The organism is Streptomyces sp. NPDC005576 (genome assembly GCF_042871745.1).
Lineage (GTDB): Bacteria > Actinomycetota > Actinomycetes > Streptomycetales > Streptomycetaceae > Streptomyces.
This window is the reverse complement of sequence record NZ_JBIAJC010000004.1, coordinates 30,438-52,356: the sequence shown is the minus strand read 5'-3', so window position 1 is coordinate 52,356 and position 21,919 is coordinate 30,438. Positions and strand designations below refer to the sequence as shown.

22 protein-coding genes are annotated in these 21,919 nt (G+C 72.4%); 8 read left to right on the top strand and 14 right to left on the bottom strand.

Features of this window, described 5'->3' with window-relative positions:
* Positions 1-4: 4 nt before the first annotated feature.
* Positions 5-1,372: an MFS transporter gene (locus ACFYPN_RS08365; RefSeq protein ID WP_389297367.1), complete on the bottom strand. Its 1,368-nt coding sequence runs from the start codon at positions 1,370-1,372 to the stop codon at positions 5-7.
* 62 nt (positions 1,373-1,434) lie between these two features.
* Here ACFYPN_RS08365 and ACFYPN_RS08360 point away from each other — a divergent pair, with 62 nt between their 5' ends.
* Positions 1,435-2,388 (top strand): LysR family transcriptional regulator, encoded by a 954-nt coding sequence (locus ACFYPN_RS08360; protein WP_389297365.1) that lies wholly within the window; start codon positions 1,435-1,437, stop codon positions 2,386-2,388.
* Between the two features lie 146 nt (positions 2,389-2,534).
* Positions 2,535-3,221: a DUF2238 domain-containing protein gene (locus ACFYPN_RS08355; RefSeq protein WP_389297363.1), complete on the top strand. Its 687-nt coding sequence runs from the start codon at positions 2,535-2,537 to the stop codon at positions 3,219-3,221.
* Between the two features lie 32 nt (positions 3,222-3,253).
* Here ACFYPN_RS08355 and ACFYPN_RS08350 read toward each other — a convergent pair whose 3' ends face one another.
* Complete coding sequence (locus tag ACFYPN_RS08350) at positions 3,254-4,039, bottom strand: alpha/beta hydrolase (RefSeq protein ID WP_389297361.1); 786 nt, start codon at positions 4,037-4,039, stop codon at positions 3,254-3,256.
* A gap of 103 nt (positions 4,040-4,142) precedes the next feature.
* Here ACFYPN_RS08350 and ACFYPN_RS08345 point away from each other — a divergent pair, with 103 nt between their 5' ends.
* A complete protein-coding gene (locus tag ACFYPN_RS08345; protein ID WP_358758787.1) occupies positions 4,143-5,297 on the top strand; it encodes an adenosine deaminase in 1,155 nt (384 codons plus the stop codon).
* Positions 5,298-5,430: 133 nt separating this feature from the next.
* The gene (locus tag ACFYPN_RS08340; RefSeq protein ID WP_358758785.1) at positions 5,431-5,730 is read left to right on the top strand and encodes a hypothetical protein; all 300 of its coding nucleotides are present in this window, start codon (positions 5,431-5,433) and stop codon (positions 5,728-5,730) included.
* Between the two features lie 105 nt (positions 5,731-5,835).
* Here the strand turns inward: ACFYPN_RS08340 and ACFYPN_RS08335 are convergent, their stop codons facing one another.
* The 5 genes from ACFYPN_RS08335 to afsQ1 all read right to left on the bottom strand — a co-directional run bounded on the left by ACFYPN_RS08335 (position 5,836) and on the right by afsQ1 (position 9,971).
* Positions 5,836-6,051 carry a PspC domain-containing protein gene (locus tag ACFYPN_RS08335; RefSeq protein WP_358758783.1) on the bottom strand — a complete coding sequence of 72 codons (216 nt, stop codon included), beginning with the start codon at positions 6,049-6,051 and terminating at the stop codon, positions 5,836-5,838.
* A gap of 92 nt (positions 6,052-6,143) precedes the next feature.
* Positions 6,144-6,692 carry a VanZ family protein gene (locus tag ACFYPN_RS08330; protein ID WP_358758934.1) on the bottom strand — a complete coding sequence of 183 codons (549 nt, stop codon included), beginning with the start codon at positions 6,690-6,692 and terminating at the stop codon, positions 6,144-6,146.
* Between the two features lie 383 nt (positions 6,693-7,075).
* Positions 7,076-7,702 (bottom strand): hypothetical protein, encoded by a 627-nt coding sequence (locus ACFYPN_RS08325; protein ID WP_358758932.1) that lies wholly within the window; start codon positions 7,700-7,702, stop codon positions 7,076-7,078.
* A gap of 20 nt (positions 7,703-7,722) precedes the next feature.
* On the bottom strand, positions 7,723-9,297 hold the full coding sequence (locus ACFYPN_RS08320) for an ATP-binding protein (protein ID WP_389297358.1): 1,575 nt from the start codon (positions 9,295-9,297) through the stop codon (positions 7,723-7,725).
* Positions 9,294-9,971, bottom strand: a complete 678-nt coding sequence (gene afsQ1, locus ACFYPN_RS08315) for a two-component system response regulator AfsQ1 (RefSeq protein ID WP_266708396.1) — start codon at positions 9,969-9,971, stop codon at positions 9,294-9,296. The genes ACFYPN_RS08320 and afsQ1 overlap by 4 nt, the downstream gene beginning before the upstream one ends.
* Positions 9,972-10,166: 195 nt before the next feature.
* Between afsQ1 and ACFYPN_RS08310 the strand changes: the two genes are divergently transcribed.
* Positions 10,167-10,955, top strand: a complete 789-nt coding sequence (locus tag ACFYPN_RS08310; protein WP_389297356.1) for a SigE family RNA polymerase sigma factor — start codon at positions 10,167-10,169, stop codon at positions 10,953-10,955.
* A gap of 162 nt (positions 10,956-11,117) precedes the next feature.
* On the opposite strand, the gene ACFYPN_RS08305 is transcribed toward ACFYPN_RS08310, so the two are convergent.
* Positions 11,118-11,759 carry a uridine kinase gene (locus tag ACFYPN_RS08305; protein ID WP_389297354.1) on the bottom strand — a complete coding sequence of 214 codons (642 nt, stop codon included), beginning with the start codon at positions 11,757-11,759 and terminating at the stop codon, positions 11,118-11,120.
* Between the two features lie 127 nt (positions 11,760-11,886).
* Here ACFYPN_RS08305 and ACFYPN_RS08300 point away from each other — a divergent pair, with 127 nt between their 5' ends.
* Complete coding sequence (locus ACFYPN_RS08300; protein WP_358758775.1) at positions 11,887-12,303, top strand: hypothetical protein; 417 nt, start codon at positions 11,887-11,889, stop codon at positions 12,301-12,303.
* Between the two features lie 111 nt (positions 12,304-12,414).
* Here the strand turns inward: ACFYPN_RS08300 and ACFYPN_RS08295 are convergent, their stop codons facing one another.
* Genes ACFYPN_RS08295 through deoC form a run of 3 tightly spaced genes read right to left on the bottom strand, consistent with a single transcriptional unit; the run spans position 12,415 to position 15,747 of the window.
* Positions 12,415-13,365, bottom strand: a complete 951-nt coding sequence (locus ACFYPN_RS08295; protein ID WP_389297352.1) for an aldehyde dehydrogenase family protein — start codon at positions 13,363-13,365, stop codon at positions 12,415-12,417.
* Positions 13,358-14,794 carry an aldehyde dehydrogenase family protein gene (locus ACFYPN_RS08290; RefSeq protein ID WP_358758771.1) on the bottom strand — a complete coding sequence of 479 codons (1,437 nt, stop codon included), beginning with the start codon at positions 14,792-14,794 and terminating at the stop codon, positions 13,358-13,360. Before ACFYPN_RS08290 ends, ACFYPN_RS08295 begins: the two co-directional genes overlap by 8 nt.
* Before the next feature lie 5 nt (positions 14,795-14,799).
* Positions 14,800-15,747, bottom strand: coding sequence for a deoxyribose-phosphate aldolase (gene deoC, locus ACFYPN_RS08285; RefSeq protein ID WP_358758930.1), 948 nt, complete (start codon positions 15,745-15,747; stop codon positions 14,800-14,802).
* A 144-nt stretch (positions 15,748-15,891) separates the two neighbouring features.
* On the opposite strand from deoC, the gene ACFYPN_RS08280 reads away from it, so the two are divergent.
* Positions 15,892-16,542 (top strand): PH domain-containing protein, encoded by a 651-nt coding sequence (locus tag ACFYPN_RS08280; protein WP_389297350.1) that lies wholly within the window; start codon positions 15,892-15,894, stop codon positions 16,540-16,542.
* Between the two features lie 163 nt (positions 16,543-16,705).
* Here the strand turns inward: ACFYPN_RS08280 and ACFYPN_RS08275 are convergent, their stop codons facing one another.
* The 3 genes from ACFYPN_RS08275 to ACFYPN_RS08265 form a co-directional block, all read right to left on the bottom strand.
* A complete protein-coding gene (locus tag ACFYPN_RS08275) occupies positions 16,706-18,358 on the bottom strand; it encodes a phospho-sugar mutase (RefSeq protein ID WP_389297348.1) in 1,653 nt (550 codons plus the stop codon).
* A 206-nt stretch (positions 18,359-18,564) separates the two neighbouring features.
* Positions 18,565-19,389 (bottom strand): purine-nucleoside phosphorylase, encoded by an 825-nt coding sequence (locus tag ACFYPN_RS08270; protein WP_389297346.1) that lies wholly within the window; start codon positions 19,387-19,389, stop codon positions 18,565-18,567.
* A gap of 160 nt (positions 19,390-19,549) precedes the next feature.
* The gene (locus ACFYPN_RS08265) at positions 19,550-19,987 is read right to left on the bottom strand and encodes a gamma-glutamylcyclotransferase (protein ID WP_275492381.1); all 438 of its coding nucleotides are present in this window, start codon (positions 19,985-19,987) and stop codon (positions 19,550-19,552) included.
* A gap of 275 nt (positions 19,988-20,262) precedes the next feature.
* Between ACFYPN_RS08265 and ACFYPN_RS08260 the strand changes: the two genes are divergently transcribed.
* Positions 20,263-21,702: an NAD(P)H-quinone dehydrogenase gene (locus tag ACFYPN_RS08260; protein ID WP_358765534.1), complete on the top strand. Its 1,440-nt coding sequence runs from the start codon at positions 20,263-20,265 to the stop codon at positions 21,700-21,702.
* The last annotated feature ends 217 nt before the right edge of the window (positions 21,703-21,919 follow it).

The window sequence follows — 21,919 nt, the reverse complement described above, 5'->3', positions numbered from 1 at the left end:
CGGTTCAGCGCGCGACGGCCATCCCGGCGTGCTGCGGGTGCGCCTTCCGTTCGATCCGCGCGCACCGCGACCCGTAGAGCGTCACGGAGACGACGCCGGCCACCGCGAGGAGTCCGAGCCCGGCGGTGCCGGTCCAGCCGCCCGCGTGGAAGGCGACTGCGCCGAGCGTGCCGCCCACGCTGGAGCCGAGGTAGTACGCGGACTGGTAGAGCGCCGACGCCTGGGCGCGCCCGGTGGTGGCCGTACGGCTCACGGAGGAGGAGGCGACCGCGTGGCCCGCGAAGAAGCCGGCGGTGATCAGGACCAGGCCCAGCAGCACCGCGGCCAACCGGTCGGCGAGCGAGAGCAGAAGCCCGGCGGCCGTGGTGGAGACGGCGAGGTAGAGCGCGCCCCGGCGGCCGAGCCGGCCGACCAGGCGTCCCGCCGCCGCCGAGGAGACCGTACCGACCAGGTAGACGAGGAAGATCGAACCGACCACTCCCTGCGGGAGGTTGAACGGTGCCGCCACCAAGCGGTAGCCGATCGCCGTGTAGACGGCGCCGAACACCGTCATGAAGAGCCCGCCGATGAGGAACAGCCGACGCAGCAGCGGATCGGCCAGGTGCCCGCCCACCGTCCTCGCCAGCGCCTTCGGGTTCAGCGAGCCCGGGACGAAGTGCCGTGCCCGGGGCATCAGCAGGTGGAAGGCGACCGCGCACCCCACCGCCAGCAGGCCGACCGCGCCGAGCGAGACCCGCCAGCCCCAGGCCTGGGCGACCCAGCCGGTCAGGATGCGGCCGCTCATGCCGCCGATGCTGTTGCCCGCCACGAACAGGCCGATCGCGGCGACCAGCGCCTTGGGCCGGACCTCCTCCGCGAGGAAGGCCATCGCGGAGGCGGGCAGCCCGGCCAGTGCCGCGCCCTGGATCGCGCGCAGGGCGATCAGCGTGCCGAGCGAGGGGGCGAACGGCACCAGCATGCCGATCGTGACGGCGATGGTCAGCGAGGCGGTCATCATCTGCCGGCGGCCGAAGCGCTCGGAGAGCGCGCTCAGCGGCAGCACGGCGAGCGCCAGCGCCCCCGTCGCGGCGGAGACCGTCCAGCTCGCCTGTCCGGCGGTCGCGTCGAAGGAGGCGGAGACCGAGGGCAGCAGGGCCTGGGTGGAGTAGAGGAGGGCGAACGTGGCGACGCCGGCGGCGAAGAGCCCGAAGCTCATGCGGCGGTACCCGGGGTGGCCGGGCTCGAGCCGCGCGTCGGCGGGGGCCGTGGCCGTGACGGGCGCGGTGGCCGTGACGGACGAGCCGGAGACGACGGCCGCGGCGGAGGTGAGGGGGACGGGCTGTGCGGAGGCACCCACCGTGACGGTGGATGCCCCGGTACTGGCAGGAGGCATACCGCGACCGTAGGCCGGTGGGTTTGATGCGTCCAATGCACAGAACCGCGATAATCGTTCCCATGGCGCATGACCGCAGCTCACAGCCCCGACTGTCACCGAGCAGTTACGAAGAAGACATCCGCGCGGTCCTCGCGCCCCGCCTCGTGTACTTCGAGGCGGTCGCCCGCCACGAGCACGTCACCCGCGCCGCGCACGAGCTCGGGGTGCCCCAGTCCACCCTGTCCCGGGCGATGGTCCGCCTCGAACAGGACCTCGGGGTGGCCCTGTTCGCGCGCAGGGGCCGGACCGTCTCCCTCACCCCTGCCGGGCGCACCTTCCTCGGCTCCGCGGAACGCGCCCTCGCCGAAGTGGAGAAGGCGGCCGACTCCGTCCGGGCCGACGCCGACCCGGCCTCCGGCAAGGTCGCGTTCGGCTTCCTCCACACCATGGGCTCGGAGACCGTACCCGCCCTCATCCGCGCCTTCCGGGTCGACCACCCGGGCGTCCGCTTCCAACTGGTGCAGAACTACGGCGAGGCGATGCTGGAGCGGCTGCGCGCGGGAAGCCTGGACCTCTGCCTCACCTCGCCGGTTCCTGACGCGCCCGACCTGGTGGCCCGCCGACTGGACGAGCAGCGGCTGCGACTGGTCGTACCGGACGACCACCGGCTGGCGGGCCGCCGCCGGGTCCGGCTCGCGGAGGCCGCCGACGAGACCTTCGTGACGCTGGAACCGGGGTACGGCCTGCGCCGGATCACCGACGACCTCTGCGCGGAGGCCGGGTTCGTGCCGAGGGTCGCGTTCGAGGGCGAGGAGGCGGAGACCCTGCGCGGGCTGGTCGCCGCCGGGCTCGGCGTCGCCCTGCTGCCGCCGCCCGCCGTCGCCCGCCCCGGCGTCGTCGAGCTGACGGTCACCGCGCCGCGCGCGGTCCGGGAGATCGGCGTCGCCTGGCTGGACGGCCACCCGGACACCCCGCCGGTCGCCGCCTTCAAGCAGTTCCTGGTCTCCCGGCGCGGCCATCTGCTCCCGGACTGACTCCGGCGTACCGGGCACGACCCGACGGCGCTGCTCTCCGCCTCCCAACCAGGTAGGAAAAGCACGGCCGTTGAGTAGGCGCACTCAGGTGGGGCTCCGCGGGGTGCCGGAGGATGGCGGCACCACCCCGACACGAGGAGCGCGCGATGTCCGCCACCCCCACCCACCCGTCCGACGACCTCTCCTCGGATGTCCCGTCGGCCACCGGTCGCACCGGCCGCCTGCTGCCCGCCGTTCTCGCGCCCGCCGTCGCGGCGGCGCTCGCGGTGTCCGCCTGGGGCGCCAAGGAGCCCGGCACCTGGGTACTGGAGACGGTGTGGGTGATGCTGGGGCTGCCGGTCCTGTTCCTGCTGCGCCGGCGGTTCCCCCTGAGCGGCCTGCTCTGCGGACTGCTGGCCGTCCACGCCCTCGTTCTCATGGTGGGCGGGCACTACACCTACGCCGAGGTTCCGGCCGGTGACTGGGTGCGCGACTGGCTCGGCCTGGAACGCAACCCGTACGACCGCCTCGGCCACCTCATGCAGGGATTCGTGCCCGCGATCCTGGTCCGGGAACTCCTCCTCCGCACCTCGCCCCTGCGCGGCAGCCGCTGGCTCCCCCCGCTGGTCGTCTGCGCCTGCCTCGCCTTCAGTGCCGTCTTCGAGATGTTCGAGTGGCTGGCGGCCGTGATCGGAGGACAGGCCGCCGACTCGTTCCTGGCCACCCAGGGCGACGTGTGGGACACCCAGTGGGACATGTTCTGCGCGCTGATCGGTGCCGTCTGCTCCCTGTTGCTCCTCAGTCGCCTGCACGACCGCAGCCTCACCCGTCTCGCGGCGCACGGGAAGCTCTGACCGGCGCGGCGCCCCGCCTGCTGGGAGACGGCTCAGTGCCGGAGCGACCGGCCGAAGCCGGCGGCCAGCGGCATCCGCAGCCCCAGCGGTGGCGGCGCGGCCAGCGCGTCGGCGACCGGCCGGGCGTAGGAGCGGCCGAAGAGTGAGCCCTGGACGAAGTCGGAGGCCAGCGCCACCACTTCGGCCCGGTGCTGGCGGAGCGCGTGCCCGTCCGAGTGGACCTCGAAGCGGCAGATGTCCCGGTTGGCCTTCTTGGCACGGGAGGCCAGCCGGAAGGAGAGTTCGGGGTCGGTGTGGGCGTCGTTGGTGCCGTGCACGATGAGCACCCGGCGCCCGGCGAGCTGCTTCACCGGCTCGGCGGCGGTCTCCGGACCGGTATCCGCCGGGGTTCCGGCCTGCTCCGGCAGCCAGGGGGCCATCGCCATCGCGGCGGAGACTGCGGGGTGCCCGGCCGCCCGCAGGGCGGCCCGGCCGCCCATGCCGTGGCCGACGAGGCAGACCGGCACGTCGCCGTAGCGGCGTACCACCTCGTCCGCCGCCCACACGGCGTCCGCCGCCGGGTCGGCGTTCCCGGCGTTCCAGCCGCGGTGGCGGTAGTGCAGGACGTGCACCGTCAGCCCGTCCTCGCGGCCGGCTCTCGCCAGGGCGCGGGCGAACGGGAGTTGGCCGGCGTAGGTGAAGGGGGACGGTCGGCGGTGGGATTCGACGGCTCCGTCCGGGAGCAGCAGGACGACACCGCCGACCTCGGAGGAGGGGCCCGCGGCCCGGACGGGCCGTCCGAGCCGGGCGGTGGGCGTGGGAAGCGCGCGCGTTGCCATGACAGAACAGTGTCAGAAGCGCGGGTGTACTCCACCTGTCCGCACGGTCACTGTTACGTATCTTCACTCGGCGATCTACGCGCGTAGGCGTTAGAGTGCGCAGATGACGAGCCAGCTCCGCGACGTCCCCGACGCCGACCAGATCCGCCGCGCCCCGAAGGTGCTCCTCCACGACCATCTCGACGGGGGGCTCCGCCCCGGCACCATCGTCGAACTCGCTCGGGCGCAGGGGTACGGGGACCTCCCGGAAACCGACCCCGCCAAGCTGGGCCTGTGGTTCCGCGAGGCCGCCGACTCCGGTTCGCTCGAGCGCTACCTGGAGACCTTCGCCCACACCTGCGCCGTCATGCAGACCCGCGAGGCGCTCTTCCGGGTCGCCTCCGAGTGCGCCCAGGACCTCGCCGAGGACGGCGTCGTCTACGCCGAGGTGCGGTACGCCCCCGAGCAGCACCTGACCGGCGGGCTCACCCTCGAAGAGGTCGTGGAGGCGGTCAACGACGGCTTCCGCGAAGGGGAGCGGCTGGCGCGCGAGGCCGGCCGGCGCATCCGGGTCGGCGCGCTGCTCACCGCGATGCGGCACGCCGCCCGCTCGCTGGAGATCGCCGAACTCGCCAACCGCTACCGGGACACCGGGGTCGTGGGCTTCGACATCGCGGGTGCCGAGGCCGGTTTCCCTCCCACCCGCCACCTGGACGCCTTCGAGTACCTCAAGCGGGAGAACAACCACTTCACCATCCACGCCGGCGAGGCGTTCGGCCTCCCGTCGATCTGGCAGGCCCTCCAGTGGTGCGGCGCCGACCGGCTCGGCCACGGGGTCCGGATCATCGACGACATCGAGGTCGCCGAGGACGGCACGGTCAAGCTCGGCCGCCTCGCCAGTTACGTCCGCGACAAGCGCATCCCGCTGGAGCTCTGCCCCACCTCGAACCTCCAGACCGGTGCGGCCCCCTCCTACGCGGAGCACCCGATCGGCCTGCTGCGCACCCTGCACTTCCGCGCCACGGTGAATACCGACAACCGCCTGATGAGCGGGACCAGCATGAGCCAGGAATTCGAGCGGTTGACCGAAACATTCGGATACACGCTCGACGACATGCAGTGGTTCACCGTCAATGCGATGAAATCAGCATTCATTCCTTTCGATGAACGTCTCGCGATGATCAACGACGTGGTCAAGCCGGGATACGCCGAACTGAAGTCCGCATGGCTGTTCAGTCAGACCGCCACGACCAGCATCTCCTCGTTCGAACAGAGCTGAACGCGCATGTTCCGGAAGGGCCGGAAAAAACATTTCCCGGCCCTTCTCCGCGTGTCGCGCCATTTGCGGAGCGGGGAGCCGGGTGACTAGTTTGCAGAGCCGCTCGCATCCCCTTTCCCCAAGGATGAATGTCATGAAGCTCTCCTCCGCCCGCATCCTCGGTGTCGCCGCTCTCGGTGCCGCTTTCGCCGCTGCCGCCGCCGGCAGCGCGTCCGCCGCCCCGGCACTGCCGCTCGACGCGGCCGGCGCCCTGCCGATCTCCACCGACGCGCTGACGGACCTCGGCCACACCGCCCAGACCCTCCCGGTCAAGGAGACCACCGGCAGCCTCCTCGGCGGCAAGGCCACCGACGCCGCCAAGCCCGTCACCCAGCTGCTCGGCGGACTGCCGACCAAGGGCCTGACCGCGAACGGCCTGCCGATCGGCGGCTGACCGGCCCGCACGACGCCGTACGCACGTGGGGCACCCGGCCTGTCAGGCCGGGTGCCCCACGTGCGTGTACCGTGCCGCTGCCGCCGTACCCCCGTCGGACCCGCGTCACCAGGCCGTCGCGGACGTGGTGCCCGACGAGGACTTCTCTCCGGGCAGCAGGATCCACAGCGCCAGGTAGGCGAGGAACTGCGGACCGGGCAGCAGACACGAGACCACGAAGATGACGCGCATGGTCGTCGCGGAGGTACCGAAGCGCTGTGCCAGCGCCGCGCACACTCCACCGATCATGCGTCCGTCGCGGGGGCGAACCAATCCGGCCATGGTGGGCTCCTTGGTGAACCGTCGGGGGAGCAGCCGCCGCGGCGCTCCCGATGTATCCATGGTCGCTCCACCGCGGGGCAGGAGGCGTCCCTCTACGGTGCGACGCCGACCCTGGAAATCGTCGGGGTCGCGCCCTGAGGGGTTCCGTCGGCCGGCTCGAAGCCGATCGGCGCGAGGGCTCCGGGCCGGCGCCGCCGGCGCAGCCTGGCCCGGACGCACGGCACCACCAGCAGATGCGCCAGCAGCACCCCGGCCGTGTTCAGCAGCAGCGAGTCGATGTCGACCACCTGCCCGGGCACCCCGGTCTGTCCCAGTTCGATGGCGAGGGATATCAGCGCGCCCGCGGCGGTCGTACGGACCAGCGACGCCCAGGGGGAGACGGTGAGCCGTGCGTCGGCCATCGGCAGCAGGAATCCGAGCGGTGCCAGCAGCAGCAGCCCGGAGCCGATGCGCCGTACGGCCGCCGCCGGGCCGAGCGCGAGGTCCGCCTTGATGCCGTCCAGCGGTGTGAAGTTCGCGGCGGTGATCCAGGGGACGTCCAGGGGGCGAAGGGTCAGCCACCCGACGAGGACGAGATGCGCGAGGAGAAGCGTGAATCCCACCACGCGCAGCAGGGTGACGGCCTTACCGCCGGGACCCATCGCCGCGTCAGCCAGGGTTCGCCCCGTCGCGACGCCCGGCACGCACTCCCGCCGCACCGGCCAAAAGCCCCGGTACATCCCGTACAGGGGCTTTTGGCCGGCACGCCGAGAGCACGCACCCGACGCCGCTCCTCGACGGGCAAACCTTGGCTGACGCGGCACTGGACGCACGCCTCCCTAGACGTCCCTGGACGAGGGAACGGTTCCGGGCAAACGGCGGGAAGTGGCGCAGAACACGGAACGCGCGCCCCCGTCACGCCCCATGCGTCCCGCGCCGCCCAGCGTTCCCGCCGGTCCCACGGCACCGGTCCGAGGCCCTTGGGCCTGTGCCTCCGGGGGCCACGCCGCCGGTTCCAGGCGTCGGGCCGGACCCGGCGGCGTACTCACCGGGGCGACGGCGTGCCCAGGGTCGGGACGTTCTGCGGCCGGGCCTTCGTCTCCTCCGTGCAGAGGTATCCCCGTGGGGCGTAGTCGTCGCTCGGCCCGCCGAGCAGCACCCCGCCGTCGGTGACGAGGGTCCGCTCCTCGGCGAGGGTGCACACGACCTGGGCCAGCGCTTCCGCGGACAGGTCCTCCGGCTGGGCGCTCAGCCTCAGGGCGCCCGCCGGGTCACCCCCGGTGCCCTCCCCGACGGTCAGGTCCGAGGGGACGGCGGTGCTGAAACCGGCCCGCCGCTCACCGGCGAGCGGCGTCTGCCGGATCTGCGCCAGCAGCGCCCGCGCCACCCCCAGACGGCCACCGCCCCGCGCGGTGTCCGCGATCGTCCGGTCGGCCGCCACCAGCTCCGACGCGCAGACCAGGTACACCCGCACCCGGTCTTCGCCCGTCTGTGCCCCGGGCGCCGTTCCGGCGGTGCGGCACGGGACCCGGGAGGGAGCGGCCCCCGCGTCGACCGGCACCGAGGTCGACCGGATGCCGCACCCGGCGGCCAGCGCGGTGGCCACCACGGTGAGGAGCAGCGCGGCGAGCCGACGACGCACGCCTGCCGACCGCACCCCCGCCGCCCGCATCCCGTGGCCGGTGCGCCGCCTCACGACTCCCCGCCGTCCGCGTCGGTGCCGGTGGTGCCGGTGGTGCCGGTGGGGTTGATGGGGGCGGCGTGGTCGACGGAGTCGTCCGGAGCGCTCTCGTCCTCGGCGGCCCGCGGGAGCCGCAGCACGAACACCGCGCCGTCCCCGTCGGGGGAGTTGGCCGCGGAGATGGTGCCACCGTGGATGAGCGCGTTCTCCATGGCGATCGACAGACCGAGTCCGCTGCCCTCGGAGCGCGGACGGGACGCGCTCGCCTTGTAGAACCGGTCGAAGACGTGCGGCAGCACGTCCCCGGGAATCCCCGGTCCGTGATCGCGTACCTCGATGACCAGTTCCTCACCCTCGGTGCGCACGCGCACCCGCACCGGTGAACCACCGTGCTTGAGCGCGTTGCCGATCAGATTCGCCAGGATCACGTCGAGCCGACGCGGGTCGAGCCGCACCATCATGCCGCGCTCCGCGTCCAGTTCCACCGCGTCCAGCCAGGCACGGGCGTCGATGCAGGCGGTGACCTGGTCGGCGACGTCCACCGTGTCCAGGACCAGCCGGGCCGTGCCCGCGTCGAAGCGGGTGACCTCCATGAGGTTCTCCACCAGGTCGTTCAGCCGCCGGGTCTCGCTCACCACCAGATGCACGGCGGGCGCGATCATCGGGTCGAGGCTGTCGGCCTCGTCCTCCAGCACCTCGGCCACGGCGGTGATCGCCGTGAGCGGGGTGCGCAGTTCGTGCGACATGTCGGCGACGAACCGGCGGCTGGACTCCTCCCGCGCGCTCATGTCCGCGACCTTCTTCTCCAGCGAACCGGCCGCCCGGTTGAACGTGCGGGAGAGCTCGGCGAGTTCGTCCGTACCGGAGACCACCAGCCGCGTGTCGAGCTTCCCCTCGCCCAGCTTGCGCGCCGCCTCACCGAGCCGCTGGACCGGCCGCAGCACGGTCGTCGCCGCCGCCTGCGCGAGCAGCGCCGCGCCGATCAGCGCCAGCGTGGTGGCGATCCCCAGTGACCAGGCGAGGGAGTTGAGGTCCTGGCGCTCCTGGTCGAGCGACTTCAGCATGTAGCCGGTCGGGCCACCGCCGATGATCCGCGTCCCCGCCACCAGGTAGGGGGTGCCGCCGATGCTCGTGCGCTGCCAGAACAGGTGGTACTCGTACGAGTTGCCCGAGGTCAGCCGCTGTTGGGCGGAGACCTGCCGCTCCAGCGAGCGAGGCACGTCCACCTTGGTGAAGGAGTCCAGGTCCGAGTAGCCGACGATCGGCTTCCCGCCGTCCCGTTCGTCCTCCAGCAGCACCGCGTAACCCGGTCCGCTGTCCGCCATCTGCACGGCGGCGGACTGGAGATCGTCCTTGGCCGGCTGCAACGGCAGCGAGGCCGCCCGGTTCTGCATCTGCCGCCGGAAGTCGCCGAGCGCCGCGTCCTGAGTGCGGGTCAGCACCGCCTCGCGGTTCAGCCAGTACGCGATCCCCGACGCGGACACCGCCGCCGTCAGGGCCACCAGACCGAACACCACGACCAGCCGCAGCCGCAGACTGCTCCAGCGGAGTCCCGCACGGACCCCGCGCCCGGCACGTCCACTCACTGAGGCGAGTCCAGCCGGTATCCCACGCCCCGCACCGTACGGATCAGCGTCGGCGAGGACGGCACGTCCTCCACCTTCGCGCGCAGCCGCTGCACGCACGCGTCCACGAGCCGCGAGTCACCGAGGTAGTCGTGCTCCCAGACCAGCCGCAGCAACTGCTGCCGGGACAGGGCCTGTCCGGGCCTGCGACTCAGCTCCAGCAGCAACCGCAGCTCGGTCGGGGTCAGCTGGAGGTCCGCGCCGTCCTTGGTGACCGTCATCGCGGAACGGTCGATGACCACGTTCCCGAAGGTCGCCGAGTCCGTCGACTCCCGTTCCCCGCGCCGGAGTACCGCGCGGATGCGGGCGTCCAGCACCCGGCCCTGCACGGGTTTCACCACGTAGTCGTCGGCACCCGACTCCAGACCCACCACGACGTCGATGTCGTCGCTGCGCGCCGTCAGCAGGATGATCGGCAGCTGGTCGGTGCGGCGGATGCGCCGGCAGACCTCGAAGCCGTCGATGCCCGGCAGCATCACGTCGAGCACGACCAGGTCGGGTCGTTGCTCCCGGAGAAGGTTCAGGCCGTCCTCTCCCGTCGCCGCGGTGGCCACTCGGTGGCCCTGGCGTGACAGCGAGAGTTCGAGGGCCGTGCGGATGGCGTCGTCGTCCTCGATCAGCAACAGGAAAGGCACGGATGCCATTCTGTCCCATGGTGGTCCCCCAGTTCGACCGTCGGGACCCACTTCCTGTGTGAGCAGACTGTGACGGTTACGACCCCACGAGGCCTGTGACAGCTCTGTGACAGTCGGCGGACAGTGCCATGAAACTGCCCGGCCAGACTCAGGGGCACACGGTTCGAACGGACTCCACCGACGGGGAGGCGCACGATGAACGCACTGCAACTGCAACGCACCAGCTCAAGCGCGGTTGTCACGCGTCTCCACGACATCGGACGGGGTCCGGAGAAGTCCGGTGCGGTGAACGCCCGGGGGTGCGTTCGCGGCACGGGGCGTCAGCATCCGTCCACGACGGCGGTCGCCGATGTCACGGGAGACGAACCGGGCACGTACGGGGGAACGTACGGGGGACACGGGGGAAGCGCGTACGGGGAGGGCATCACGGGGGAGCGGACGCCTCCGGCGAAGGCCGAGGACGCCGAAGCGGCGTTCACGGCCTACGTCAAGGAGCGCCGCGCCTCCCTGTACGCGACCGCCTACCACCTGACCGGCGACCGGTTCGAGGCCGAGGACCTGCTGCAGAGCGCCCTCTTCTCGACCTACCGGGCGTGGGACAGGATCAGCGACAAGGCGGCCGTCGGCGGCTACCTGCGCCGCACCATGACCAACCTGCACATCAGCGCCTGGCGCCGCCGCAAGCTCAACGAGTACCCGACCGAGGAACTGCCGGAGACGGTCGGTGACTCGGACGCGATGCGCGGCACGGAACTGCGCTCGGTGCTCTGGCAGGCGCTCGCCCGGCTGCCCGAACTCCAGCGCACCATGCTGGTCCTGCGCTACTACGAGGGGCGCACCGACCCGGAGATCGCGGCCATCCTCGACATCAGTGTCGGCACGGTGAAGTCCAGCATCTGGCGGTCGCTCCGCCGGCTGCGCGAGGACGAGGTCCTCAGCTTCGGACGTGACGAGAAGGAGTCCTTCGGCGAGCTGGTGGCCTGAGGCTAGGGGGGAAACACGGGGGAACGACGGAGCTCGCCGCTCCGGGGGGAAACGGCGAGCGACGGGGGAACGGCGGGGTCGTACGGGCTGGGGGGCCCGTACGACCCCGTTCGTCGTTCCCGGAAGGATGCCGCGACACCGGCGCCCGTCCCGGAGGACGCCCTACGCCGCGCCGCTTCCCGCCGGGGTATGGCGGCAGCGGCCCGCGGCGGCGGCGGCCATGCGGCCGAGCGCCTCCTCCTTGCCGCACGGGTGGGCACCGAGCTCCGCCTGACGGGACACGATCCGGCGCTCCGCCCGCATCAGCCGCCAGCCGCGCCGCAGCAGGAACGGCACCGACTTGCGGCCCTCGCGCAGATCCCGCAGCAGCCGCCGGCGGAAGGTGGTCGAGGGGCGCCCGCGCAGGCAGATCGCGTCCGCGAGCAACCCCAGCTCCTGGCAGCGCCCGACGATGTCGGCGGCGAAGATGCCCTCGGCCACGAAGAGCGGCGAGCGGTCGATGTGCAGCACCTCGGCGCCCGTACGGGAGCTGCTGGAGATGTCGTACACCGGCACCCGCGTGCGGCCGGTCCGGCAGAGTTCCGCGACGGCGGCGACCGCCGCCTCCATGTCCCAGGACGCGGTGGAGTCCCAGTCGATGTCCGTGCTGCCGGTGACCAGGGGCAGGGTCGGGTCGTTGGCCTCCTTGTAGAAGTCGTCCAGCCGCAGTACCGGGAGACCGGTACGTGCGGCGAGGAAGGACTTCCCGGAGCCGGAGGGGCCTGCGAGGAGGACGACGCGCGTCGGGATCGGTGGGGAACTCACAGAACAAAAGTGTGAGGCATGACCCGCGCAGGGGACCCCTCGGGAGTCCTGTTGGTATCGAGCATCACATCTCCACTACTCTGCGCGCACGTACGACTACCGAAACGAAGTCGATCAGGTGGGAAAAATGGCACGTCATGCACGAACCAGGCCCTCGCGGCACGTCCTGCTGCGCGCCGGGCTGACCGTCACCGCGATGGGTGCCGCCCTCGGCGCGGGCGCCGCGTCCGCGCAGGCGGCCGCACCCCCGGCGGTGACCGAGGCCGGCGACAGTGCGGAGGCGGCCGTGTCGGTGGTGACCGACGCCGCCCTGCCCGCGTTGACCGGCGCGCTGTCGAACAGCCTCGCCCCCGTCACCGCGCTCCAGCTCGACCCGCTGGCCAAGACGGGGACCGACCCGCTGGACAACGCGGTCGGCACCCAGATCGCCGACTTCAAGCCGGTCTCCACCGCCCTGGTCACCCATCACCTGACGGACGGCGGCGCGCTCCGCGACCTGCCCCTGGTGGGGCCGGTCACGGGGCTCGTCACCGGCGCGCACTGATCGCGACATGACGCCCCGATGAGGCCCCCATGAGGTGCCGACGGGGGCCGGTCCTCGCGTTTCCGTGAGGACCGGCCCCCGCCGCCGCCCATGTCAGGGGAGTCCCTGCCGTCAGTAGGACGACCCGGAGACGCCCAGTGCCCCCGTGGGGTGCCAGACCGTCTTGGTCTCCAGGAACGCCGTCAGCCGGTACGTACCCGGATCGGCGGTCCAGTCGGTGGCGTCGGTGCCGCCCGTCCCCGGGCCGCCGTCCACAGCCTGTGGACGCAGTACGCGCTTCAGGTTGTCCGCCGCCGCGATCTCCAGCTCCTTCGCCAGCGCCGCGTCCGCGCCGGTGAGGTCGATGGCGTTGACGTCCTGGTGCGCCGCGAGCGGTGCCGCCAGCTCGGCGGTGGCACCGGAGAGCACGTTCACCACCCCGCCCGGCAGGTCCGAGGTGGCCAGCACCTCACCCAGCGAGAGCGCCGGCAGCGGGGCATCGGCGGAGGCGACCACCACGGCCGTGTTCCCCGCCGCGATCACCGGCGCGATCACCGACACCAGGCCGAGGAACGACGAGCGCTGCGGAGCCAGCACCGCCACCACGCCGGTCGGCTCCGGCGTCGACAGGTTGAGATACGGTCCCGCGACCGGGTTCACCCCGCCCAAGACCTGGCCGATCTTGTCCGTCCAGCCCGCGTACCAGACCCAGCGGTCCACCGCCGCGTCCACCACGGCGGCGGCCTTGGACTTCGACAGCCCCTCGGCGCTCGCCACTTCCCGGACGAACTGTTCCCGGCGGCCCTCCAGCATCTCGGCGACGCGGTAGAGGACCTGGCCGCGGTTGTACGCGGTCGCGCCGGACCAGCCGCCGAAGGCCTTGCGGGCGGCGACGACCGCGTCCCGCGCGTCCTTGCGGGACGACTGCGGTGCGTTCGCCAGCCATGTGCCCTTGGAGTCGGTCACCTCGTACACCCGGCCGCTCTCGGAGCGGGGGAACTTGCCCCCGACGTACAGCTTGTAGGTCTTGAAGACGCCGAGGCGCCGCCCGGCGGAGCCGTTGGCCGATTCGTGCTCAGACATCGAGGTACGCCTCCAGACCGTGACGGCCGCCCTCGCGGCCGTAGCCCGACTCCTTGTACCCGCCGAACGGCGAGGTGGGGTCGAACTTGTTGAACGTGTTGGCCCAGACGACGCCCGCCCGGAGCTTGTTCGCCACCGCGAGGATGCGGGAGCCCTTCTCCGTCCAGATGCCCGCCGACAGGCCGTACTGGGTGTTGTTCGCCTTTGCGACGGCCTCGTCCGGGGTACGGAAGGTCAGCACCGAGAGCACCGGGCCGAAGATCTCGTCCCGGGCGACCGTGTGGGCCTGGGTGACACCGGTGAAGAGCGTCGGCGCGAACCAGTAACCCGACGACGGCAGTTCGCACGGAGCGCTCCAGCGCTCGGCGCCCTCCGCCTCGCCCGTCTCCACCAGCGAGGTGATCCGGGAGAGCTGCTCCGCGGAGTTGATCGCGCCGATGTCGGTGTTCTTGTCCAGCGGGTCGCCGAGGCGCAGCGTGGTCAGCCGCCGCTTCAGCGCGTCCAGCACCTCGTCGTGCACCGACTCCTGCACCAGGAGGCGGGAGCCCGCGCAGCAGACCTGGCCCTGGTTGAAGAAGATGCCGGTGACGATCCCCTCGACCGCCTGGTCGACCGGGGCGTCGTCGAAGACGATGTTGGCGCCCTTGCCGCCCAGCTCAAGGGTGACCTTCTTGTCCGTACCCGCGACCTGCCGGGCGATGGCCTTGCCCACGGCGGTCGAACCGGTGAAGGCGACCTTGTTCACGTCCGGGTGCGCGACGAGGGCCGCGCCCGCGTCGCCGTACCCGGTCAGGATGTTGACGACGCCCTTCGGCAGACCGGCCTGACGGCAGATGTCCGCGAAGAACAGGGCCGAGAGCGGGGTCGTCTCGGCGGGCTTGAGGACCACCGTGTTGCCGGCCGCGAGCGCCGGGGCGATCTTCCACGCCAGCATCAGCAGCGGGAAGTTCCACGGGATGACCTGACCGGCCACGCCCAGCGGGCGGGGGTCCGGGCCGAAACCGGCGTGGCCGAGCTTGTCGGCCCAGCCGGCGTAGTAGAAGAAGTGCGCCGCGACCAGCGGGAGGTCCGCGTCGCGCGTCTCGCGGATCGGCTTGCCGTTGTCCAGCGTCTCCAGGACCGCCAGCTCACGGCTGCGCTCCTGGATGATCCGGGCGATCCGGAAGAGGTACTTGGCGCGCTCGGAGCCCGGCAGCGCCGACCACTTCACGAACGCCCGCCGGGCCGCCTGGACGGCGCGGTCGACGTCCGCCTCGCCCGCGCGGGCGACCTCGGAGAGGACCTCCTCGCTGCTCGGCGAGACGGTCTTGAAGACCTTGCCGTCGGCGGCCTCGGTGAACTCGCCGTCGATGAACAGCCCGTACGACGGGGCGATGTCGACGACCGACCGCGACTCGGGGGCGGGCGCGTACTCGAATGCAGATGCCATGGGGATCAGTCCACCGTCACGTAATCGGGGCCGGAGTAACGGCCGGTGCTGAGCTTCTGGCGCTGCATCAGCAGGTCGTTCAGGAGGCCGGACGCGCCGAAGCGGAACCAGTGGTTGTCCAGCCAGTCCTCGCCCGCGGTCTCGTTGACCAGGACCAGGAACTTCACCGCGTCCTTGGTCGTACGGATGCCGCCCGCGGGCTTCACCCCGATCTGGACGCCGGTCTGCTGCCGGAAGTCGCGGACGGCCTCCAGCATCAGCAGGGTGTTCGCGGGGGTGGCGTTGGTCGCGACCTTGCCGGTGGACGTCTTGATGAAGTCGGCACCGGCCAGCATCCCGAGCCAGGAGGCGCGGCGGATGTTGTCGTACGTGGAGAGCTCGCCGGTCTCGAAGATGACCTTGAGGCGGGCGCTGCCGCACTCGGCCTTCACGGCCGTGATCTCCTCGTACACCTTGAGGTAGTGGCCGGCGAGGAACGCGCCCCGGTCGATCACCATGTCGATCTCGTCGGCCCCGGCCGCCACCGCGTCGCGGACGTCCGCGAGCTTGACGGGGAGCGCCGCACGGCCGGCCGGGAAGGCGGTCGCCACGGACGCCACCTTCACCTCGGAGCCGGCCAGCGCGGCGACGGCGGTCGCCGCCATGTCGGGGTAGACGCAGACCGCGGCGGTGCGCGGGGCCGTCCGGTCGGTCGGGTCGGGATGCAGGGCCTTGGCGCACAGAGCCCGGACCTTGCCCGGGGTGTCCGCGCCTTCCAGCGTCGTCAGGTCGATCATCGAGATGGCGAGATCGATGGCGTACGCCTTGGCCGTCGTCTTGATCGACCGGGTGCCGAGCGAGGCGGCGCGCGCTTCCAGGCCGACGGCGTCGACGCCGGGCAGCCCGTGCAGGAAGCGGCGCAACGCACCGTCGGACGCGGTCGCGCCGGAGAATGCGGGTGCAGTGGTGGGCATGGTCACCAGAGGAGCATATCTACGCGCGTAGCAGCCTGTACAGGGGGGTGCGGCCCGTCACACGCTCCGCTCGGGGGTCCCGCACGCCGGGGGCGCGACCCCACCGCCCCGCGTCCCGCACCCGGCGTCAGGCACAATCGGGCCATGACGAGCTCCACGCCCCCCGACGAACCCACCTACGCCGACCGGACCTACCGGTCCGGTGCCGCACTGGTGGCCGGCGTCCTTCTGCTCCTGCTGATCATCTGGCTGGTGGTCGACGCGATCTTCACCGGGGCGGGCCGCGCACCGTGGCAGGCACTCGCCGCAGGAGTGTTCCTGGTCCCGCTGGTCGTCGGCCTCGCCCTGCGGCCCGTCGTGATGGCCGGAGCGCGTCGTGTCATGATCCGCAACCCGTTCCGCACGATCGTGCTGCCGTGGTCGGAGGTGGCGAGCATCCGCGCCGCCTACTCGACCGAGCTGCACACCACGGGCGGCACGAAGTACCAGGTCTGGGCGCTGCCGGTTTCGCTGCGCGACCGGAAGCGGGCGCTGCGCCAGACGCCGGCCGCCACGCGCGGCGGCGCCGAGGACGGCGGCGTCAAGGGCCCGGTCCGACTCGCGAGGGCGGACCAGGCGGTCTCGGATCTGCGGCAGCTCGCCGAGGCCGACTCCGAGCTGAGGGCGGCGGCCGAGGCGCAGGGCAAGCCGGTGCCGGGCGCCCCGGCGGTGACCCCCTCCGTGCGCTGGGCCTGGGAGATCATGATTCCCGCCGTCGTGGGCGCGATCGCCCTCGTGGTGAGCTTCGCGGCCTGACGCACCGGCGCACCGATGCCCGGGCGCACCCGTGGCCGGGCGCACCGATGCCCGGCGCACGGCGGCGTACGCGAGCGGGCCGGTACCTCCCCGTGGAGGTACCGGCCCGCTTCCTGCTTTCCGGCGTTTCCCGCGTGCGGAGGGTCGCAGAGGGGGCGGCGGATCAGATGCCGGCCGCGGCGGAGAGGTCCCGCCTGATCCCGGCCAGCAGCTCCGCCGCCCGGGCCCGCGCGGCCGGCAGCCCGTCCGCCGAGGCGACCGGTACGACGACCTCCAGGTAGCACTTCAGCTTCGGCTCGGTCCCGCTCGGGCGGACGATCACCCGGGCGCCGTCCAGCCGGTAGCGCAGGCCGTCCGTGGGCGGGAGTGCGGCCGACCCCTTCGCCAGGTCCTCGGCCGAGGTGACGGCCAGCCCGGCCAGCTCGGCCGGCGGGGCCTCGCGGAGCCGCCGCATGGCGTCGGCGATGACCGAGACGTCCTCCACCCGGACCGAGAGCTGGTCGGTCGCGTGCAGGCCGTGCGCGAGGGCCAGGTCGTCCAGCAGATCGAGCAGGGTCCGGCCGCGCTCCTTGAGCACCGAGGCCAGCTCGGCGACGACCAGCGCGGCGGTGATGCCGTCCTTGTCGCGTACGCCGTCGGGGTCGACGCAGTAACCGAGCGCCTCCTCGTAGCCGTAGCGCAGTCCGTCCACGCGGGCGATCCACTTGAAGCCGGTCAGCGTCTCCTCGTACCCGAGACCGGCCCGTTCGGCGATCCGGCCGAGCAGGGAGGAGGAGACGATCGAGGCGGCGAGTACGCCCTCGGCGCCCCGGTCCACGAGGTGCGCGGCGAGCAGCGCGCCGACCTCGTCTCCGCGCAGCATCCGCCAGCCGCCCTCGGAGGCCGGGTCCGGGACCGCGACGGCGCAGCGGTCCGCGTCCGGGTCGTTGGCGATGATCAGGTCGGGGTCGCTGCGGCGCGCGGTCGCGAAGGAGAGGTCCATCGCGCCCGGCTCCTCCGGGTTCGGGAACGCGACGGTGGGGAACGCGGGGTCGGGCTCGGCCTGCTCGGCGACGAGCACCGGCGCGGGGAACCCGGCCCGCTCGAACGCGGCGGTCAGCACGGAGGTGCCGACGCCGTGCAGCGCCGTGTAGACGGTCCGGGCGGTACGCGGGGAGCCGGCGGAGAGGACGGCGTCGGTACGCGCCAGATAGGCGTCCAGGACCTCCTCGCCGAGGATCTCCCAGCCGTCCTCGGGACGGTTCACTCCGGCGAGCGGGCCGACCGCCGCGATGGCGGCGGCGATCTCGGCGTCGGCCGGGGGCACGATCTGCGAGCCGTCGCCGAGGTAGACCTTGTAGCCGTTGTCGCGCGGCGGGTTGTGGCTCGCGGTGACCTCGACGCCCGCGACGGCTCCCAGGTGCCGTATGGCGTACGCCAGCACGGGGGTGGGCAGCGGGCGCGGCAGGACGGCGGCACGGAGTCCCGCCCCGGTCATCACGGCGGCGGTGTCCCGGGCGAAGTCGGCCGAGCGGTAGCGGGCGTCGTAGCCGACGACGACGAGCCCGTCCGCGTGTCCCTGGCCCTTGAGGTACGCGGCGAGACCCGCGGCGGCCCGGATCACGACGGCCCGGTTCATCCGCATCGGACCGGCGCCCAGCTCCCCGCGCAAACCGGCGGTGCCGAACTGGAGGGTGCCGGCGAAGCGCGCGGCCAGCTCGGCGCGGGCTTCGGGCTCGTCGGAGTCGATGAGCCGCCCCAACTCGTCCCGAGTCTCGGGGTCGGGGTCCTCGGCCTGCCAGGCCCTGGCCCGTTCGAGGAGGTCGTCGTCGTGCACGGGGGTCCACCTTTCGGGGATGACGGAGGGTGCCAGGTGGTGCGCGGGGTGCCGGGTGGTGCGAGTGGGGGTGGTGGTGCGAGTGGGGCTGGTGTGCCAGTGGTGGCACCGGGACCGGTCCGGCGGTGCGGCCGCGGTCCGGGCGGCGGCGGTCAGGATCGCGGCGGTCCGACCCGCGAGGACACGGCCGCCGCCGGACCGGCCCGTCAGATGCGTTCGAGCACGCGGGCCAGCAGGTCGCCCATGCGCGCGGCCGAGTCCCGGCCGGCCTGGAGGACCTCTTCGTGGTTGAGCGGCTCGCCGGAGAGGCCGGCGGCGAGGTTGGTCACCAGCGAGATGCCGAGCACCTCCGCGCCGGCCTCGCGCGCGGCGATGGCCTCCAGCACGGTGGACATGCCCACCAGGTCGCCGCCCATCGCGCGGACCATGCCGATTTCGGCCGGGGTCTCGTAGTGCGGGCCGGGGAACTGCACGTACACGCCCTCCTCGAGGGAGGGGTCGATCTCCTGGCAGAGCGCCCGCAGCCGGGGGGAGTACAGGTCGGTCAGGTCGACGAAGTTGGCGCCGATGATCGGGGAGGTGGCGGTGAGGTTGATGTGGTCGCCGATCAGCACCGGCTGGCCGGGGCGCATGCCCTCGCGCAGGCCGCCGCAGCCGTTGGTCAGCACGACCGTCCGGCACCCCGCGGCCACGGCCGTACGGACGCCGTGGGCGACGGAGGCGACGCCCCGTCCCTCGTAGAAGTGGGTGCGGCCGAGGAAGACCAGCACGCGCTTCTCGCCGATGCGGTACGAGCGGACCGTGCCGCCGTGCCCCTCCACCGCCGGGGGCGGGAAGCCGGGCAGGTACGTCACCGGGAACTCGGCGTCCGGGGTCCCCAGCGCATCGCCCGCCGACCCCCACCCGGACCCCATCACGAGGACCACGTCGTGGGTCTCGGCGCCGGTCAGCTCCCGCAGCCTGGCAGCGGCCTCGGCGGCCACCGCGTGCGGGTCGTCCTGGATGTGGTCCGGAATAAGAGATGCGTTCACCGGACGAGGGTAACCGCTGAATCCCTACGCGCGTAGATGGACCTGCACGGAGTCTGTTCCGACCTTTCGTCATTTCCTACGAAGAGGAGGGTGTGAGCCGGGGTGCGGAAAGGTGCGAGCGGGGCGCGAGAGGCCCTGATGGACCCAGGTGTCCACCGGGTCAGCAGGGGCGCTTGCGCAGTTCCATGACGTAGTCGTGGGGGGCCCCGGCGGACTCCGCGGCGTCGGCCACCTCGCCGAGGTAGCGGGCGGAGGGCAGGCCGCCCTCGTAGCCGTTGAGCACGTACATCCAGGCCGGCTCCTCGCCGTCCAGGGTGTGCACGCGCACCCGCATCCGCCGGTAGATGTCGAGACCGACACCCTCCCAGCGGTCCAGGGAGTCCTCGTCCATCGGCGCCACGTCGTACAGGGCGACGAACACCTGGGAGCGCGGCGCCTCGACGACCGTCGCCAGCGCCCCTTCCCAGCCCATCTGCTCCCCGCCGAAGGTCAGCCGCCAGCCGTTGAGCCAGCCCGTACCGCGCAGTGGGGAATGCGGTGCGCGGCGCGTCATCAGCCGCGCGTCGAGGTTGCCGGCGTACGCGGCGTAGAGCGACATGAGTCCGAGGGTACGGGAGATGCGGAGCGACGTGCCGAACTCCGGGGAGGAACAGCCCGGGAGAGGGAACGGCCGCAGCCGGCGGGCCGGGGCCCGCCCCACCCCGCGCGAGCTGCGAGGACGGCTCCGGTGCCCGGATGGAGGGCCCCGGGGCGAAGCGGCTTGGCGGGTGCGGGACAATGGGGGGCGTACTGCATTCCCCCGGGGCGATCCCCCGGACCCCCGGCCGGGACGGCAGACGGCCGTGGGATGACACCACGCGAGGCGGACATTTCGTGACCAGGATCGTAATCATCGGCGGCGGCCCCGGCGGCTACGAGGCGGCACTGGTCGGTACCCAGCTCGGGGCGGAGGTCACGGTCGTGGACTGCGACGGTCTCGGCGGAGCCTCCGTACTCACCGACTGCGTCCCCTCCAAGACCCTGATCGCCACCGCCGAGGTGATGACGACCTTCGACTCCTCCTACGAGGAGCTGGGCATCATCGTCGCCGACGACACCCCGCACCTGGAGCAGGCCGCCCGCGTGGTGGGCGTCGACCTCGGCAAGGTGAACCGGCGGGTCAAGCGCCTCGCGCTCGCCCAGTCCCACGACATCACCGCCTCCGTCACCCGGTCCGGCGCGCGGGTGGTGCGCGGACGCGGCCGGCTGGAGGGCCTCCAGGCCGCCGACGGCTCCCGCCAGGTCGTGGTGACCGCCGCCGACGGCAGCGAGGAGCGGCTCACCGCCGACGCGGTGCTGATCGCCACCGGCGGTCACCCCCGCGAGATCCCGGACGCCCAGCCCGACGGCGAGCGCATCCTCAACTGGACCCAGGTCTACGACCTCGACGAGCTCCCCGAGGAGCTCATCGTGGTGGGCTCCGGCGTCACCGGCGCCGAGTTCGCCGGCGCCTACCAGGCGCTCGGCTCCCGGGTCACCCTCGTCTCCTCCCGCGACCGGGTGCTGCCGGGCGAGGACCCCGACGCCGCTGCCGTGCTGGAGGACGTGTTCCGCCGCCGCGGCATGAACGTCATGGCCCGCTCCCGCGCCGAGGCCGCCAAGCGCGTCGGCGACCGGGTCGAGGTCACCCTCGCGGACGGCCGCGTCATCTCCGGCACGCACTGCCTGATGGCGGTCGGCGCGATCCCGAACACCGAGGGCATGGGCCTGGAGGAGGCCGGCGTCCACCTCAAGGAGTCCGGCCACATCAAGACCGACAAGGTCTCCCGTACCAGCGCCCCCGGCGTCTACGCCGCCGGTGACGTCACGGGCGTCTTCGCGCTGGCCTCGGTCGCCGCGATGCAGGGCCGGATCGCGATGTACCACTTCCTCGGCGACGCGGTGGCCCCGCTGAACCTGAAGACCGTCTCCTCCAACGTCTTCACCGACCCGGAGATCGCCACCGTCGGCTACACCCAGGCCGACGTGGACGCCGGCAAGATCGAGGCCCGGGTCGTCAAACTCCCGCTGCTGCGCAACCCGCGCGCCAAGATGCTCGGCATCCGCGACGGCTTCGTCAAGATCTTCTGCCGCCCCGGCACCGGCATCGTGGTCGGCGGCTGCGTCGTCGCGCCGCGCGCCAGCGAACTGATTCATCCGATTTCGGTCGCGGTCGACAACAACTTGACGGTGGAACAGATCGCGAACGCGTTCACCGTGTACCCGTCTCTGTCGGGTTCGATCGCCGAGGTGGCGCGTCAGCTGCACACCCGGAAGCTCGACGGCGAGATCTAGGCGGCGTCCGTCGGCGGCGTCCGCTCCTGTCAGGCCCCGCACCGCGGCAACCGCCGCTACTGCGGGGCCTGTTGATCGGGAGCGGCGGATCGCGTCGACCGCTCTTCGACCAGTTGTGTGCACGTTCCAGTCAATTCGGCGGCAACTGACGGCGACTCCGCAGGCGAGTCTGACAACATCGGTTCCGCTTATATCACTTGGTGACCCACTCTGTTGC